At 38.7% G+C, this 16993-nt stretch carries 17 protein-coding genes; 7 read left to right on the forward strand and 10 right to left on the reverse strand.

Annotated elements, in window-relative coordinates:
• The first annotated feature begins 188 nt into the window (after positions 1 to 188).
• From trpD to Q8S11_RS15930, 6 genes are all read left to right on the forward strand, one after another.
• Positions 189 to 1175, forward strand: a complete 987-nt coding sequence (gene trpD / locus Q8S11_RS15905; RefSeq protein WP_305663113.1) for an anthranilate phosphoribosyltransferase — start codon at positions 189 to 191, stop codon at positions 1173 to 1175.
• Entirely contained in the window at positions 1172 to 1828 is a 657-nt protein-coding gene (locus tag Q8S11_RS15910; protein ID WP_305663114.1) for a phosphoribosylanthranilate isomerase, read from the forward strand. The genes trpD and Q8S11_RS15910 overlap by 4 nt, the downstream gene beginning before the upstream one ends.
• Positions 1829 to 1847: 19 nt before the next feature.
• Complete coding sequence (gene trpB, locus Q8S11_RS15915) at positions 1848 to 3056, forward strand: tryptophan synthase subunit beta (protein ID WP_305663115.1); 1209 nt, start codon at positions 1848 to 1850, stop codon at positions 3054 to 3056.
• 60 nt (positions 3057 to 3116) lie between these two features.
• Positions 3117 to 3887, forward strand: a complete 771-nt coding sequence (trpA, locus tag Q8S11_RS15920) for a tryptophan synthase subunit alpha (protein ID WP_305663116.1) — start codon at positions 3117 to 3119, stop codon at positions 3885 to 3887.
• 240 nt (positions 3888 to 4127) lie between these two features.
• Positions 4128 to 5411: a sodium:proton antiporter NhaD gene (gene nhaD / locus Q8S11_RS15925; protein ID WP_305663117.1), complete on the forward strand. Its 1284-nt coding sequence runs from the start codon at positions 4128 to 4130 to the stop codon at positions 5409 to 5411.
• A 31-nt stretch (positions 5412 to 5442) separates the two neighbouring features.
• Positions 5443 to 5628 (forward strand): hypothetical protein, encoded by a 186-nt coding sequence (locus tag Q8S11_RS15930; protein WP_305663118.1) that lies wholly within the window; start codon positions 5443 to 5445, stop codon positions 5626 to 5628.
• Here Q8S11_RS15930 and Q8S11_RS15935 read toward each other — a convergent pair.
• The 7 genes from Q8S11_RS15935 to Q8S11_RS15965 form a co-directional block, all read right to left on the reverse strand.
• Complete coding sequence (locus Q8S11_RS15935; RefSeq protein ID WP_305663119.1) at positions 5625 to 6632, reverse strand: FAD:protein FMN transferase; 1008 nt, start codon at positions 6630 to 6632, stop codon at positions 5625 to 5627. The two genes, Q8S11_RS15930 and Q8S11_RS15935, sit on opposite strands and share 4 nt — an antisense overlap.
• Positions 6633 to 6637: 5 nt before the next feature.
• Positions 6638 to 7909, reverse strand: a complete 1272-nt coding sequence (gene nqrF, locus Q8S11_RS15940; RefSeq protein WP_305663120.1) for an NADH:ubiquinone reductase (Na(+)-transporting) subunit F — start codon at positions 7907 to 7909, stop codon at positions 6638 to 6640.
• Between the two features lie 5 nt (positions 7910 to 7914).
• Positions 7915 to 8529, reverse strand: coding sequence for an NADH:ubiquinone reductase (Na(+)-transporting) subunit E (gene nqrE, locus Q8S11_RS15945; RefSeq protein WP_305663121.1), 615 nt, complete (start codon positions 8527 to 8529; stop codon positions 7915 to 7917).
• 8 nt (positions 8530 to 8537) lie between these two features.
• Positions 8538 to 9218 carry an NADH:ubiquinone reductase (Na(+)-transporting) subunit D gene (locus Q8S11_RS15950; RefSeq protein WP_305663122.1) on the reverse strand — a complete coding sequence of 227 codons (681 nt, stop codon included), beginning with the start codon at positions 9216 to 9218 and terminating at the stop codon, positions 8538 to 8540.
• An 18-nt stretch (positions 9219 to 9236) separates the two neighbouring features.
• Complete coding sequence (nqrC, locus tag Q8S11_RS15955) at positions 9237 to 9965, reverse strand: NADH:ubiquinone reductase (Na(+)-transporting) subunit C (protein ID WP_305663123.1); 729 nt, start codon at positions 9963 to 9965, stop codon at positions 9237 to 9239.
• On the reverse strand, positions 9958 to 11130 hold the full coding sequence (locus Q8S11_RS15960) for an NADH:ubiquinone reductase (Na(+)-transporting) subunit B (RefSeq protein ID WP_305663124.1): 1173 nt from the start codon (positions 11128 to 11130) through the stop codon (positions 9958 to 9960). The genes nqrC and Q8S11_RS15960 overlap by 8 nt, the downstream gene beginning before the upstream one ends.
• Before the next feature lie 162 nt (positions 11131 to 11292).
• Positions 11293 to 12651 (reverse strand): Na(+)-translocating NADH-quinone reductase subunit A, encoded by a 1359-nt coding sequence (locus tag Q8S11_RS15965; RefSeq protein WP_305663125.1) that lies wholly within the window; start codon positions 12649 to 12651, stop codon positions 11293 to 11295.
• Positions 12652 to 13002: 351 nt separating this feature from the next.
• On the opposite strand from Q8S11_RS15965, the gene Q8S11_RS15970 reads away from it, so the two are divergent.
• On the forward strand, positions 13003 to 13434 hold the full coding sequence (locus Q8S11_RS15970; RefSeq protein WP_305663126.1) for a CBS domain-containing protein: 432 nt from the start codon (positions 13003 to 13005) through the stop codon (positions 13432 to 13434).
• A gap of 8 nt (positions 13435 to 13442) precedes the next feature.
• Here the strand turns inward: Q8S11_RS15970 and nhaA are convergent, their stop codons facing one another.
• From nhaA to asnS, 3 genes are all read right to left on the reverse strand, one after another.
• Positions 13443 to 14705, reverse strand: coding sequence for a Na+/H+ antiporter NhaA (gene nhaA / locus Q8S11_RS15975; RefSeq protein ID WP_305663127.1), 1263 nt, complete (start codon positions 14703 to 14705; stop codon positions 13443 to 13445).
• 110 nt (positions 14706 to 14815) lie between these two features.
• Entirely contained in the window at positions 14816 to 15436 is a 621-nt protein-coding gene (locus Q8S11_RS15980) for an L-threonylcarbamoyladenylate synthase (RefSeq protein ID WP_305663128.1), read from the reverse strand.
• A 61-nt stretch (positions 15437 to 15497) separates the two neighbouring features.
• A complete protein-coding gene (asnS, locus tag Q8S11_RS15985) occupies positions 15498 to 16946 on the reverse strand; it encodes an asparagine--tRNA ligase (protein ID WP_305663129.1) in 1449 nt (482 codons plus the stop codon).
• Positions 16947 to 16993: the final 47 nt, after the last annotated feature.

The following is a 16993-nucleotide window of genomic DNA, read 5'->3' on the forward strand; positions in this document are numbered from 1 at the left end:
CTGGTGGTGGCAAATGGAAGAACATTTGGCAATCAGCAGAGGTATGTAATTTTCGATATAAGGAATTATTTATTAAGGGTTGCCATAAGGCAACCCTTTTTTTATGAAATTCGGTTGGATTTATGAAAATTTGAAATAAGAATATTAAAATTGAATGCTTAAAACGATTCGGATTACTTAATACATTTATGAAGAAGATACTTAACCACCTTTTTGAACACAAAACATTCAGTCGTGAAGAGTCGAAGGAAATACTCACGAATATTACACTCGGGAAGTATAATGCCTCTCAAATGGCTGCATTTATGGCTGCCTATTGTATGCGTAGCATTACAGTTGAAGAACTTGAAGGCTTTAGGGATGGGATGCTTGAACTATGCCTTAAAACGGATCTGAGCGAGTATGAGCTTATTGATCTTTGTGGTACAGGTGGTGATGGAAAGGATACGTTCAATATTTCTACCCTGGCTTCATTTGTGGTTGCGGGAGCTGGTTATAAGGTATCAAAGCATGGAAATTATGGGGTATCTTCCGGCTGTGGCTCTTCCAATGTGATGGAATACCTGGGCTATAAATTCAGAAATGATATTGATCACCTGAAAAAGAGTCTGGATGAAGCCGGAATTTGCTTTTTACATGCTCCGCTATTTCATGCTGCCATGAAAACGGTTGCGCCAATCCGTAAAGAACTGGGTGTGAAGACCTTCTTTAATATGCTTGGACCATTAGTAAATCCTTCGCGGCCAAAATATCAGATGGTTGGAGTATTTAGCCTTGAACTTGCCCGTTTATATGCCTATCTCTATCAGAAATCCAAAATTGGCTATACTATCGTTCATGCTTTGGAAGGTTATGATGAAATTTCATTGACCTGTGATTTCAAGACTTTTTCTCCCTCAGGCGAACATATTCATTCGATATCCGATTTGGGCTTTGAGAAAATTGATCCCTCGAAAATAGGAGGGGGAAGTACTGTTCAGGAATCAGCTGAAATTTTTAAAGCTGTGCTTGATAGAGAAGGAAGTATTGAGCAAAACAGTGTTGTTCTCTGCAATGCAGCGGTAGCTATCCGGACAATAAAGCCTGATAAATCCTTTTCCGATTGTTATTATGAGGCTGAAGAGTCCCTGAATAGTGGAATGGCTTTGAGGAGTTTTAATCGATTATTGTCATGAAAATTAAGGTTTGCGGAATGAGGGATCCACAAAATATACTCAGTCTTGCTGAAATGAAGCCTGATTATATGGGTTTGATTTTTTATCCCAAATCAAAGCGTTATATCCCAAATCCGGATAAAGCTATCCTTGCTTCATTACCCGCTTCAATTAATTTAACCGGGGTTTTTGTGAATGAACTGGAGAATGAGATTGTTGAGAAGGCGATGAATTTTGGTTTAGGCGCAGTGCAGCTTCATGGAGAAGAGTCGCCAGAATATTGCCGGAGTTTGAGAACAAAGCTAAATAAAAGCAATCCTGATAAGCATATTGAGTTAATCAAGGCTTTTGGAATTTATCCCGGATTCGATTTTAAGGCTCTTGAAAATTATAATGATGTAGTGGATTACTTTTTATTTGACACCAAAACTTCAGAGCATGGCGGATCAGGTATTGCATTTGATTGGACTATTCTGGATCATTATCAGGGAGAAAAGCTGTTTTTTTTAAGTGGTGGCTTAAGTCCTGAAAATATCCATGGCTTATTAAATATAGCAATAAACAAAATCTATGCCCTCGATTTGAATAGCAGGTTTGAAATAGTGCCGGGTTTAAAGAATATAGAAAGCTTAAGATCAGCCTTTCAATTGATCAGGGCAAACAAAATATCCTGAAAAGGAATAATTATAGCATATGAACAGAGAATTTATTAAGAGTTCGGTAAAATGGGGTGTAAATAATGAAGGTTACTTTGGTGACTTTGGTGGAGCATATATCCCCGAAATGCTTTACCCGAATGTAGAAGAGCTTCGTAAGCGTTATCTTGACATCATCTATGAGCCTGGCTTTCAGGATGAATTCCAGATGCTTCTGAGGGATTACGTTGGCAGGCCTTCGCCATTATTCCATGCTGAACGATTATCTGCAAAGTATGGAACTACCCTCTATTTGAAAAGGGAGGATTTAAATCATACCGGGGCACATAAGATCAATAATACGATCGGACAAATTCTATTGGCTGAAAGACTCGGCAAAAAGAGAATCATTGCCGAAACCGGAGCCGGTCAGCACGGTGTTGCGACCGCTACAGTATGCGCTTTGAAGGGTCTGGAATGTGTGGTTTATATGGGGGAAGTTGATATCGCCCGTCAAGCACCTAATGTAGCCCGAATGAAGATGATGGGTGCAAAGGTTGTACCTGCAACTTCTGGCAGTAAAACCCTGAAGGATGCAACGAATGAAGCCATGCGCGACTGGATTAATAACCCGGTAGATACTCACTATATCATCGGATCAGTTGTTGGTCCGCACCCTTATCCCGACATGGTTTCCCGTTTTCAATCCATTATCTCTGAAGAGACTAAAATTCAGCTTAAGGAGCGAACAGGATCTGAAAATCCGGATATTGTAATGGCTTGTGTAGGTGGTGGCAGCAATGCGATGGGGATGTTCTATCATTTTCTGGATGATGAGGACGTCAGACTGATTGCCGTGGAAGCGGCGGGCCTGGGAGTAAATAGTGGTGAATCTGCTGCAACAACTGCATTAGGCAAAGAGGGAGTATTACATGGTAGCCGTTCGCTATTGATGCAGACAGAAGACGGGCAGGTTGTTGAACCTTATTCAATTTCGGCCGGGCTTGACTATCCGGGTATTGGTCCGCAGCATGCCCATTTATTTAAAGAAAACCGTGGGGAATATGTTAGCGTAACCGATGAAGAGGCGATGATTGCAGGCAGACTATGTGCTGAGCTTGAAGGAATCATTCCGGCGATTGAGAGTGCACATGCACTGGCACATTTAGAAAAGATGGTTTTTACCGGAAAAGAATCTGTTGTAATCTGCCTTTCAGGCCGCGGAGATAAGGATCTGGATACTTACATGAAATACTTTAATTTATAATTAGAAATTACCTGATGGCTTGCCGGATGATAAGTCCGGAATTACTATACAATTTTGCTCATGAACAGACTTAATAGATTATTTCAAAATAAAAAGGAACCGCTTTTATCAATTTACTTTACTGCCGGATATCCCCATTTGGATAGTACCCTGGATATTGCCGAAGCGGTAGAAAAAGCAGGTGCTGATTTTATTGAAATTGGATTTCCTTATTCAGATCCATTGGCTGATGGCCCTGTCATTCAGAACAGCTCCCATATGGCCCTTCAGAATGGAATGAATCTAAAAGTTCTTTTTCAGCAGCTTAAAGATTTGCGTAAGCGTATATCCATTCCGGTTTTATTAATGGGTTATGTTAATCCGTTGCTGCAATATGGTGTCAAGAATTTTTGTGATTCATGTGCCGCGGTAGGGGTGGATGGAGTTATTGTACCAGATCTTCCGATGTATGAATATGAAAACCTGTACAAGGATAATTTTATTCAAAACAATCTGAGCAATATATTTCTGGTTACTCCCCAGACTTCAGAAGAGCGCATCCGGAAGATCGATGAACTCAGTAATGGATTCATTTACCTGCTGTCTTCATCTTCAACTACCGGTAAAAACCTGACTGTTTCAAATGAAGCAGATGCATACTTTTCCCGTATCCGGGGTATGCAGCTTAAAAATCCCACAATGATAGGATTTGGTATTTCTGACATTAAGAGTTTTAATAAAGCTGCAGAATATACCCGTGGTGCAATTGTCGGAAGCGCTTTTGTGAAATTTCTGGATACAGAAAATGCGCTGGAAAGAATTCCTGAATTTATCAGATCGATCCGGCCTTAGGCTGGTTTTTTTGCTTCCCCAGGATAGGGTGTTTCTGTTTTTTTTAATATCGTAAAACAATGTTTCAAATATGTTGATTCATCCAATTCATTAGCTGATTATCAGAGTTTTAATAGCTATATTTTAAAATTCAAGGCTATAGCAAAATCAACATTTTCTTGTTTGATTTGAATGTTCAGTTCTGTACATTGTATTGTCAAAATTTTCGGCATATAGACATTTATAATTAAAATTCATGTCATGGAATTACTGATAACCACAATATTCATTATTGGGTACGCTGCGATCGCATTTGAGCACCCTCTCGGGACTAACAAAACAGCAAGCGCTTTACTTACCGGGGTACTTTGCTGGGTTGTTTATATCATGAGCGGAACAGATACCGGGCTCGTTTCGGCTGAACTTTATGAGCATTTGGGGCAAATTTCGGGGATATTGTTCTTTTTGCTCGGGGCCATGGCCATTGTCGAATTAATCGATGCCCATGACGGATTTGATGTAATAACCTCAAAAATTAAAACTTCTGATCAGCTCAAGCTATTATGGATCATAAGCATCATTACTTTTTTCCTGTCAGCGGTTTTGGATAACCTGACCACAACCATCGTGATGGTTTCATTACTAAGAAAGTTGATCAGCGAAAAAAAGACCAGAATGTTCTTTGTAAGTATGGTTGTGCTTGCAGCCAATGCAGGTGGGGCATGGTCGCCTATTGGGGATGTTACCACTACCATGTTGTGGATTGGAGGGCAAATTACCTCCGGTAATATCATACTCCACTTAATCATACCAAGTCTGGTTTGTTTATTCGTTCCTCTGTTAGTACTTTCTTTTTCAATGAAGGGAAATGTAAGTAAGCCGGATATTGTTGAAAGTAACCATACTGAGAAGACCACAGCCTTTGAAAGAAAATTTGTTTTGGCATTAGGAATCGGAGCATTGATATTTGTTCCATTCTTTAAAACCATTACCCACCTTCCACCATTTATGGGAATGTTATTCGGTCTGGCAATACTCTGGATCGTGACTGAATTTATTCATAAGAATAAAAATGATGCGGATAAGGATGCTTACTCAGTCATTCAGGCCCTCAGAAAAGCGGATATGCCCAGTGTTCTTTTTTTTCTTGGAATTTTAGTAGCTATTTCTGCCCTGGAGTCCACTCATCAGTTGCGTGACCTGGCTCAGTGGATGGATGCAAAGATAGGTAACCTGGATGTAATTGTGATTTCTATCGGTCTCTTGTCATCTATTGTAGATAACGTTCCATTAGTTGCTGCCGGTATGGGAATGTATGATATGGTGACTTATCCAACCAATCATTATTTCTGGTCTTTTCTAGCCTATTGTGCAGGAGTAGGGGGTAGCTGTCTGATCATTGGTTCTGCTGCAGGTGTGGCAGCAATGGGTATGGAAAGAATAGATTTTCTTTGGTATTTTAAGAATGTTTCCTGGCTGGCTTTAATAGGTTATCTAGCCGGAGCGGGTATATTTATGCTGCAGCATTATCTTTTAAACTTTTAAGTTCGGCTTTGAATAATTAATAGATTTAAGCATGAAGGTCATTTTGCTATCCATTGTTCTATTAGCCCTGGCATTTGCAGGCATCGCTATAAAAATTTTAGTGAAAAAGAATGGTAAATTCTCTGGTACCTGCAGCAGTAATAACCCCTTATTACAAACTGAGGATGGGTCATGCAGTATTTGTGGTGCAAGCCGGGAAGAAAAGTGTAAATCTTAATGAACCAGTTTTATCCTGTTTTTCAGACTTTCGGAGGTATAGGTTTTCCAGGAATTATTCTCATCGTAAATGAAAAATACTTCCAGGTTCAGGTCTTTATTTTCTTCCAGAAATTGTTTTGACTGCTCTAAACCCATCACCATAAAAGCAGTTGCATAGGCATCTGCAGTCATAGCATCATCTGCCAGTACGCTTGCACTCAAAATATTTTGCCTCGCGGGAAATCCTGTACGCGGATCAAGAATGTGAGCGTATTTTTTTCCATCTTCTTCATAAAACTTTCTGTAATTACCTGAAGTGCATAAAGCTCTGTTATCCAGTTCAATGATCGCTTCAAGTTTTCGTTCGGAGGATGTATTTTGAAGCGGTTGTTCTATTCCCACTTTCCAGTATTCAGTATTTTTTTTGCCTTTCGCAATAAGTTCACCTCCCAACTCTACCAGGTAATTTTCGATGCCTTTCTTTTCAAGGAATGAAGCTAGTACATCTACCGAATAGCCCTGTGCAATTGCATTGAAATCGAGTTGCACCTCATTCTGTTCTTTTACAAGTTTATTCCCTTCAAGCCTAAGTTTTTTATAATCCACATATTGAAGTATGCTATCAATCTGGTTGCTGTCTATTAATGCTTTTTTACTAAAACCAAATCCCCAGGCTTTTAACAGAGGCCCGACAGTAACATCAAAAAGTCCTCCGGTTCTTTCTGATATTTCCATTGATTTATTAAATACATCAATAAAATAGGGATCAACCCGAATGTCAGGTTCATTATTATTGATCCTGGAAATTATTGAAACCGGAATATAGGTAGAGAGCGAGAAGTCAATATCCTTTAAAATGGAATCTATTGCCTGTTTATGATTAAGCCCGTCTTCAGATAAATAGGAGATATGCCATGTAGTACCCTGAGCTTCTCCATCAATTGTAATTAGCTTATTTTCTTTTGATTGGCAAGCTGAAAGAAGCAGAACGCCGATAAAAATGGGTAAGAAAAATCTTATCATCAATTTTAACCTCCAAAATCATCAAAGGCAATGTTTTCTGGGGGTACACCCAAGTCATCCAGCATCTTAAATACGGCGGCATTCATCATTGGCGGGCCGCAGATATAATATTCAAGTTCTTCGGGCTCAGGATGGTTTTTGAGATAATTTTCATAGAGCACATTATGAATAAATCCGGTATAACCTGTCCAATTGTCTTCTGCCAGAGGTTCTGATAAGGCAATGTTGTATTGAAAATTAGAAAATTCTTTTTCTATCGCCCTGAAATGTTCAGTATAAAAGACTTCTCTGGACGATCGACCTCCATACCAGAAACTTACTTTCCTGTCCCTTTCTTTCATGGTATGGAAGATGTGAAACAAATGAGAACGAAGAGGAGCCATACCAGCACCTCCACCGATATATATCATTTCTTTTTTTGTAGGCTTAATATGGAAATCTCCAAAAGGACCTGCAATGGTTATTTTATCACCGGGTTTACGTGAAAATACATAGGATGAGCATATTCCAGGGTTTACATCCATGAACTTTCCGGCTTGCCTGTCGAAAGGAGGGGTGGCGAGCCTGATATTAAGCATGATAATATTTCCTTCGGCAGGATGATTAGCCATCGAATAAGCACGAAATATGGGTTCCGGGTTTTTCATTTGCAGATCCCAGATCTTGAATTTATCGTAATCGTCCTGAAAACGTTTGTCAATTTTATAGAGATCACTTTTAAAATCAATTTCACAGGCAGGTACATCAATTTGTATATAACATCCTGACTGGAAGTTTAGAAATTCACCTTCGGGTAATTTGACTACTAATTCTTTAATGTAGGTTGCGACATTATCATTTGATACTACTTCGCATTCCCATTTTTTAATACCAAAGACTTCATCTGGAATTTTAATTTCCATATCCTGTTTCACTTTTACCTGACAGCCTAATCGCCAGTTGTCCTGTTGCTGCTTTCTTGTGAAATAGGGAGTTTCGGTGCTTAATATGGTTCCACCGCCCGATAATACCTGACACTTGCACATTGCGCAGGTTCCACCACCTCCACAGGCTGAAGGCAGGAAAATCTTCTTATTGGCTAAGGTTGTAAGCAGGCTGGATCCGGCTTCTGTTTCCATGTCTTCTTCTCCGTTTATGGTGATTTTAACAAGTCCTGAAGGCATTAGCTTTGCTTTGGCTAGCAGGATGATATAAACCAGTAATATATTGAAGAGTAAGAAGATAACGATACTGGAAATGATCGTTGTGGTTTCGGGACTAATAATCATCAGGTTCATCGTAATTACAATTTAATTCCCATAAAACTCATAAATGCAATGGCCATAAGTCCCGTGATGATGAAAGTGATGCCTAAACCTCTCAAAGGGTCGGGAATATTTGAGTAACGAACTTTTTCCCTGATCGCCGATAAGGCAACAATTGCGAGGAACCATCCCACCCCGGAACCAAATGCGAATACAGTCGCTTCGCCCAAAGTGGCATATTCTCTTTCCTGCATGAACAAAGCTCCACCTAAAATTGAACAGTTTACGGCAATAAGCGGAAGAAATATTCCCAGTGAGGCATACAGTGCCGGTGCAAATTTTTCTACCACCATCTCAACTAACTGAACAATGGAAGCGATTGTGGCTATGAACATAATAAAACTAAGAAAACTTAGGTCAATGCTGCCAAAGTCTGTGGATAACCATGTTAAAGCACCAGCTTTTAGAATATATTTCTCCAATAAGTAACAAATTGGAACAGCAACAGATAGAACGAATATAACGGCCATTCCGAGACCTACAGCGCTTTTTACTGTTTTTGAAATCGCAAGATAGGAACACATGCCCAGAAAATAGGCAAAAATCATGTTCTCTATAAAAACAGCTTTAATAAACAGGTTTACATGCTCCATGAGATCATTTATTTAGCCTCAATTAATTTTTTATTTCTACTTCTCTGAATCCAGATAATAATTCCAACGACAATCATTGCCATTGGGGGCATGATGACGAGTCCGTTGTTAAAATAGCCCATTTCATAAGCTGATTCGGGAATTATTCTAAAACCCATAAGTTCACCTGAGCCAAATAATTCCCGAATCATAGATACAATTACGAGAATTACCCCATAACCAATCCCATTGCCAATACCATCAATAAATGATGGCCAGGGTTTATTTGCCATGGCAAAGGCTTCCAGTCTGCCCATGACTATGCAATTGGTTATGATTAGTCCGACAAATACCGACAATTGCTTGCTGACATCATAAACAAAGGCTTTCAAAAACTGATCAACCAAAATTACCATTGCCGCAACCACGGTTAATTGAACAATGATTCTAATTCTGTTAGGAATAATATTTCTTATAATCGAAATGATCAGACTTGAAAATGCGGTTACAACAACTACAGCAAGAGCCATGACAATGGATGGCTGCATTTTTACCGTAACTGCCAGAGCTGAACATATTCCTAATACCTGTACGGTTATAGGATTGCTGTCATTCAAGGGGTCATAAAGAAGCCTTTTATTTTTGGGTGAAAATAAGGGCTCTTTCTTGCCTTTCTCTTTTTCGGGCGCTGTACTAATTTCATTGCTCATGGGTATCTTATTAGGTCTTTAATCTAATGGCTTCATACTTATCTTTTTGAAATAAGGAATATAATTATTCAGGGTTCTTTGTAGCATTTCAGACACCCCATCGCTGGTTATAGTTGCTCCTGAAACAGCATCAACTCCATGTGGGTTTGTTGAACCCGAACTTCCCTTAACTACTTTGACAGAAACAAACTTTCCTTCATCGTCCAGGATTTTTTTTCCTTTGAATTTCTCCTGGAACTTTTCAGTATCAATTTCAGCACCAAGGCCCGGGGTTTCACTTTTATGACCGAAACTTACGCCATAAACAGTATTCATATCCTCTTCAAGGGCGATAAATCCCCATATTGGTCCCCATAATCCTTTGCCTCTAACCGGAATGATATAGTAAGTATTATTTTCTTTCTCACAAACAAACAATGGGAAGAGTTCTTTGTCCTTATTGCCGGTTTTTTCTTTATCCAATTCTTTTTTCAGATCAATATCAAAGGCGGGTATCCCTCCGTCTACAGGTTCACCCTTGCTATCCAAAACAACCTGTTTGGTGATATATTTTGAGAAATTTTTCTCAGCCTCCTCAGAAGAACCATTTATTCCGACGCTGCTTAAAATGTTCTCCATTTTTTCAATCCTGGCATTCCGTGCCTGATAGGGTCCAAGAGCAATGGCTGCTACAGACAACATGATAGCAACGACTACCACCATAGCAGATGAAAATAGAAATGTGGCTTTATTGCTGTCCTTATGCATTTTGCTTTAAATTGGATCTTTTTAACCTTCTCTTAATATTTGCAGCTACCACATAGTGATCGATAAGTGGTGCCATAACATTCATAAATAGTATAGCTAACATCATCCCTTCGGGGTATGCAGGATTAAATACCCTGAACAGGATAGCAAATAATCCAATCAGGAAACCATAAATGTATTTACCAGTATTAGTTTGAGCTCCGCTAACCGGATCAGTAGCCATAAAAATAGCCCCAAACGCGAAGCCTCCGAGAACCAGGTGATGAACCGGACTAATCTGCATGAGCGTGTTAAGCCCGAATAAATTAAAAATCAGTGCCATTATATATCCACCTGCAAATACAGACAACATGATTCTCCAGCTCCCTATACCTGTATATAATAGAATGGCTGCACCAATCAGGCATGCCAGAGCAGATGTTTCGCCAATAGAGCCCGGTATGATTCCGATGAAAGATTCCCAAACCCCGGGAATTTTGTCTGCTAATCCGGCAGCGGCATCGCCCAGTGGGGTAGCACCGCTATAAGCATCAACTACCTGTTTCCCTTCTTCTGAGCTGATATTTATCCAGACTTCATTCCCGGAAATTTTAGTTGGGTAGGCAAAAAACAGGAATGCACGGGCGGTTAAAGCCGGGTTTAAGATATTCATGCCCGTACCTCCAAAGACTTCCTTTCCGATAATTACTGCAAAAACTGTCGAAACTGCAACCATCCACAAAGGGACATCAACAGGCATAACCAGGGGGATAAGCATTCCGGAAACCAAAAAGCCTTCGTTAATGGTATGCTTACGGATAATTGCAAAAATAAACTCTACCGCCAGGCCTGAGATATAGGAAACAACTACTATGGGTAGTACTTTGATTGCTCCAAATATGAAATTATCGAATATCGGGGTGTCTGAAATACCAAATGCCAGGTGGTGTTGGTATCCTACATTCCACATGCCGAAGAGGAGGCAGGGTATCAAGGAAAGAATCACAAGCACCATGGTCCGCTTCAGATCAATTGCATCGCGAACATGTGCTCCTTTTGGAGCAGTTGTATGATCCGGAACAAAAAGGAAGGTCTCAAATGCGTTGAAAGCCGGGTAGAATTTTTCAAGTTTTCCGCCTTTTTCGAAATCGGGCTTTAGCTTATCCAATAATTTTCTAAGTAGCATCAAGTTAAAATGTTTTAGGATAATCTTTGGCTTCCTGCCTGAATTATCGGATTCAAACTTATTTCTTATGTACTATTAGGTATCTTATAATTAAGCTTCGGAACGTATATTTTTGATCTGGTTTTTCTATTAGGGTTCTTTCTCTTTTAGAATTCTTAATGATTAGTTCATTTCTTTTTGGATAATGTCAATTCCACGTTTGATTATTTCCTGAGATTTAATTTTTGAAGTACAAACAAACTCACAAAGCGCAAAATCTTCTTCCACTACCTCATAAATGCCAAGCTGCTCCATCATTTCAATATCTTCAATTAAGATTGATTTTAAGAGTTGAACAGGGTAAATATCCATAGGGAATACCTTTTCATATTGACCGGTGACTACGAAAGGGCGTTCTTCGCCGTGCAGGTTCGTATTTAAGGTGTATTTCTTGTTTGAATTAAGCCATGAAAAAAAGGTGCGCGACATACTGAACTTATCAAGACCCGGTGCTAACCAGCCCATAAACTCAGATTCGTGACCCTCAGGGATAACAGTGATTTGGGAATCATAATAACCCAGGAATCCATCTTCCTTGATTTGGCTGCCTGATAAAACATTTCCACTGATGACCCTGTTTTCACCTGCTTTTAGTCCGCCATCATTTAGCATGCTTTTTACTGAACACCCAATAACAGTTTTATAGTATTTAGGATTTGAAACCTGTGAGCCGGTTAAGGCAATAATCCTTGTAGCATCGTATTTTCCTTCTGAAAACAATTTTCCAATGATCAGAACATCCTGCGGGTTTACATACCATACCACTTCGCCCTTATTGACAGGATCAATATGATGTATCTGGACACCTACATTTCCGGCAGGGTGTGGCCCTGAAAATTTATTGATAACCACACCTTTCGCATTACTGAAAGTGGATACTGAAGATTTTGATCCATCAATATTTAAATGAACCTTCCCATTTGTTAATTTGATGAGGGCGTTCAATCCTGTTTGAAAGTTTTCATTATTTTTTCCCTGCATGATAAAATCAATGTCAGGTGCCAGCGGATTAGTGTCAAATGCCGAAATAAAAATCGATTTTGGTGTTTCTGAAGGTTTTGCTATAATTCCAAACGGACGTTGGCGTATCAGTGGCCATAAGCCATTAACTAATAATGATTGAATAATCTCATCCCTGCCTAATTCATCAGGATTAGTCTTATCCAATTCAAGATAGTTGATTTTTTTGTCGGCCAGTATTTTTATCTCCAGTATTTTACGTTTTTCAGCCCGTATTACTTCGATGATCTCTCCACTAACAGGTGAACAAAATTTTATGGATTCATTGTTTTTGTCAAAAAATAGAATGCTTCCAGCTAAAACTTCATCTCCGGCTTTAACTAAAATTTTAGGGTTTATTCCGGGAAAATCTGAGGGTTTTATTGCAAATACTTCTGGTAAGGGTAGATCAGAAAGTAATTTATTAGCTTCTCCGGTAAGCTGGATATTTAAGCCGTTTTTAATTTTAATACATCCCGACATACAGTAAAATTTAATTCAAGCAATTTTGGAAATGAATCTTAGTGGACTCCTGATATGATGCTGAGCTTACCGAATCGTATAAAAAAAATTGGGGATCTGTCAATTTTTAGTCATTTTGCAATATACATTATATTTAATAATTAAAAAATTTCTGTGTCCTAAAAATATTATTACAAAAAATTATTGCTATTTTTAATCAAGTGCAAATAGCATAGTTATAATTATTTATAAAATCGCCCTAACTGACATCACGAGTCCCGAATAATCTTAAGAGCTAACCCAAAAGAGCGATTAAATTGAGTTTAGAATATTACCTTTTTACAGGATATTTCATTCAAAAAAACAATTTATATGGGAGCAGTCAGCAAAATTTTAGAACGGAAAGGAACATTAATCTTTTCTATTACGCCGGATACAAGTGTATTTCGAGCACTTGAAATTATGGTCGAGAAAAATGTAAGTGCCCTTCTGGTAACCGAAGCCGATAAACTGATGGGTATATTTTCTGAGAAGGATTACGCTCGTAAAGTAATTCTAAAAGGTAAAGCATCAAAACATACAAAAATCAGGGAGATTATGTCTCAGGAACTTACTGTCGTAGCGCCCGAAAACTCTATTGATCATTGTATGCAATTAATGACCAATAAATTCATACGGCATTTACCAGTTGTCTCAAACGAGAAGTTAATCGGTATTATTTCAATTGGGGATGTGGTAAAACATATCATTGAAGAACAAAAATTCATTATTGAAAACATGGAACAATATATTGCTGGTCAATAGCTTTCTCACTAAGGTAGGCTGATAGCATTTTGGTCCAGATTTTTTATTTCTGCATGTATTCTATGTCTTTTATTTGTTAATCTTGCTTTTCTCAATCGTTTCGCTCTCTTTTTGTTTAGTGAATAGAGGAAAACGAATCCGGATACACCAGCAAGAATAGATGCCACTAATACTGAAAATTTAGCTTCAACATTATAGATTGGATTGCTGAAGGAAAGCAGGGCAATGAAAATTGACATGGTAAATCCAATACCCGCAAGTAATCCTAAACCGAAAACATGTTTCCAGCTTGCTCTTGATGGTAAAGAGGCGATACCTGATTTAACGGCCAACCAGGAAAACAGGGTTACCCCGAGTGGTTTACCTATGGTTAAACCGAATATGATGCCTAAACCAAGCGGACTGGTAAGTCCATCTAACATTTTATTTTCGAATTGGATATTCGTGTTTGCTAGTGCAAAAATAGGCATGATCAGAAAATTTACCGGTCTAACGATCAAGTGTTCTAAATGTTCAAGCGGGGAAGTCCTTTTTACCGGATTGCTTGGAATAGTTAATGCCAGTAAAACTCCTGCAATGGTAGCATGAATGCCTGAATGGTGTATAAAGTACCAAAGAAATAGGCCGGGGATTATGTAAAAAAACAATCTTTTTACACCCAGATAATTCATGGTTATCAGTAAAGACATAATACCTGCAGAATATAATAACTGCATCAAATGCAATTCGTTGGTATAGAAAATAGCTATTACAAGTATAGCTCCAAGGTCGTCGACGATAGCTAAAGCAGCCAGAAATACTTTTAATGAGGCCGGTACCCGTTTACCAAGCAGTGATAATACACCAAGAGCAAAAGCAATATCAGTTGCCATGGGTATACCCCAGCCTGATATGGTTTCGAGGTTATAATTGAAAATAAAATAGATTCCGGCAGGAATAAACATTCCACCTAATGCAGCAAATATTGGCATTGCAGCCTTTCGGGGAGAAGATAATTCCCCTTCAATGATTTCACGCTTAATTTCAAGTCCAATTAATAAAAAGAATATAGCCATCAGGCCATCATTTATCCATTGAGATAAAGAATACTCTAACTGAAGGTTGGAACTGCTATATCCAAGTTTTGTAGAAAGTAGATTTTCAAAACCTTCGCCAAGTGCTGAATTCGCAATAGTTAAAGATACAAGGACAGAAAAGATAAGGATTATACCACCAATTTGTTCAGAACGAAAAAAGTCACGGAATGGTTTTAAGTTTATTGCTTGAGCCATGGCGGCAAAAATAGTAAAAATTTTCAGGGTGTTTGTCTATTTAAGGTAAGAAAAGGCCAATATAGTGTATTCCAGGCTATTTTATGGAAATTTTATTCCATAAAATTCAATTACAAAAATTGATCCAGATCACCCTTTCCCTGCCTTATAATTTCAAATACACCTTCACTGCAATCTACAATCGTAGAAGGCACATTATCGCCATATCCTCCATCAATTACCAGATCAACAATATCTTCATACTTTTCATGGATCAGTTCAGGATCTGTTGAATATTCGATAATTTCATCATCATCATGTATGGAAGTAGATATGATTGGATTTCCAAGCAGTTTTACAATGGCTCTGGCTATCGTATTGTCAGGGATTCTAATCCCAACAGTCTTTTTATTTGAGCTCAATAATTTGGGTACATTTTTGTTTGCATTGAAAATAAAAGTAAACGGTCCCGGGAGCGCTTTTTTAATAACCCGGTAGGTCTCGTTATCAATTTGCCTCGTAAAATCTGAGATATGCCTTAGGTCATAGCATATGAATGAGAAATTTGCTTTTTCAGGTTTAATACCCCTTATTTTACAAATTTTTTCAATGGCTTTCGAATTGCTGATATCACAGCCCATACCGTAAACGGTATCGGTGGGATAAATTATTATTCCACCTTTTTTAAGGACGTCGACTACCTGCTGGATCACTTTTTCATTTGGATTTTCAGGGTAGATCTTGATCAACATGTCTAAAAATACGGATTTTTACACATAAACACCCGAATAATGTGTACTCAGTAATATCAGCCTAAAACTCTGCATTTTTTGGTGTTCTTGGGAAAGGGATAACATCCCTGATATTCGTCATTCCGGTAACGAAAAGTACCAATCGCTCAAAACCTAAGCCGAATCCGGCATGAGGAGCTGTGCCAAAGCGGCGGGTGTCAAGGTACCATGACATTTCCTCTGCTGGAATATGCATTTCTTCCATTCTCTTTTCAAGCTTGTCAAGACGTTCCTCACGCTGTGAACCACCTATAATCTCTCCAATACCCGGGAACAAGATATCCATAGCTCTTACAGTTTTTCTTCCTTCTGTATCTGGTTCATTCAGCCTCATATAAAACGACTTGATATCTGCAGGATAATCAATAAGAATTACCGGCTTTTTGAAGTGTTTTTCCACCAGAAAACGTTCATGTTCCGACTGCAGGTCTGCACCCCAGCTATCAATCAGGTATTTAAATTGCTTTTTTTGATTAGGCTTGGAATTTCTTAAGATTTGAATGGCTTCGGTATAAGTGATTCGTTCAAAATTATTTTCAAGGCAGAATTTCAGCTTGGAAAGCAGGTCGAGTTCTGAACGGTCAGCTTGTGGCTTTTGTTTTTCCTCTTCCAGTAACCTGCTGTTAAGGAACTCCAGTTCATCAGCACAGTGTTCTAATGCATATGAAATCAGATATTTGAGCAATTCCTCAGCCAGGTCCATGTTATCGTTCAGATCATAGAAAGCCATCTCAGGTTCTATCATCCAGAATTCTGCCAAATGACGTGTAGTATTTGAATTTTCGGCCCGGAAAGTAGGTCCAAAAGTATAGATATCTCCAAAGGCCATAGCTGCAAGTTCACCTTCCAACTGTCCGGAAACGGTTAGATTGGTAGCTTTTCCGAAGAAATCTTCCTTATAATTTACTGTTCCGTCTTCATTTCGCGGAATATGATCAGGATCAATCGTTGAAACCCTGAACATTTCACCCGCACCTTCGGCATCCGAAGCGGTAATGATTGGTGTGTGCAGGTACAAAAACCCCTTATCATTGAAAAATTTATGTACAGCGTAAGCCAGTGCATGCCGAACTTTGAATACTGCATTGAAAGTATTGGTCCGGAAACGCAAGTGGGCAATTTCCCTTAAAAATTCAAGACTATGTTTTTTAGGTTGTAAAGGAAACTTCTCAGCGTCACTATCACCTAATATTTCGAGGGTATTTACCTTAATTTCAATGCGTTGTCCTTTACCTAATGACTCCACAATTTCACCGGTCAGTGAAACCGCAGCTCCGGTAGTAAGTCTTTTTAACAGACTATCATCGAAAGAATTAAAATCTACTACTGCCTGTATATTCTTGATGGTTGAGCCGTCATTAATGGCAATGAACTGTTTGTTTCTGAATGTTTTAACCCAGCCCATTACAGTTGCCTCTTGCCCGAAATCAGTACTGTTTAGTAAATCTTTAATTTTTATCCGCTTAGCCATGTTTTTTCAATGAACTGCAAAAATACAAATCGTTCTGTTAACCACAA

The sequence above is a fragment of the Daejeonella sp. genome (genome assembly GCF_030695525.1).
Classification (GTDB): domain Bacteria; phylum Bacteroidota; class Bacteroidia; order Sphingobacteriales; family Sphingobacteriaceae; genus Daejeonella.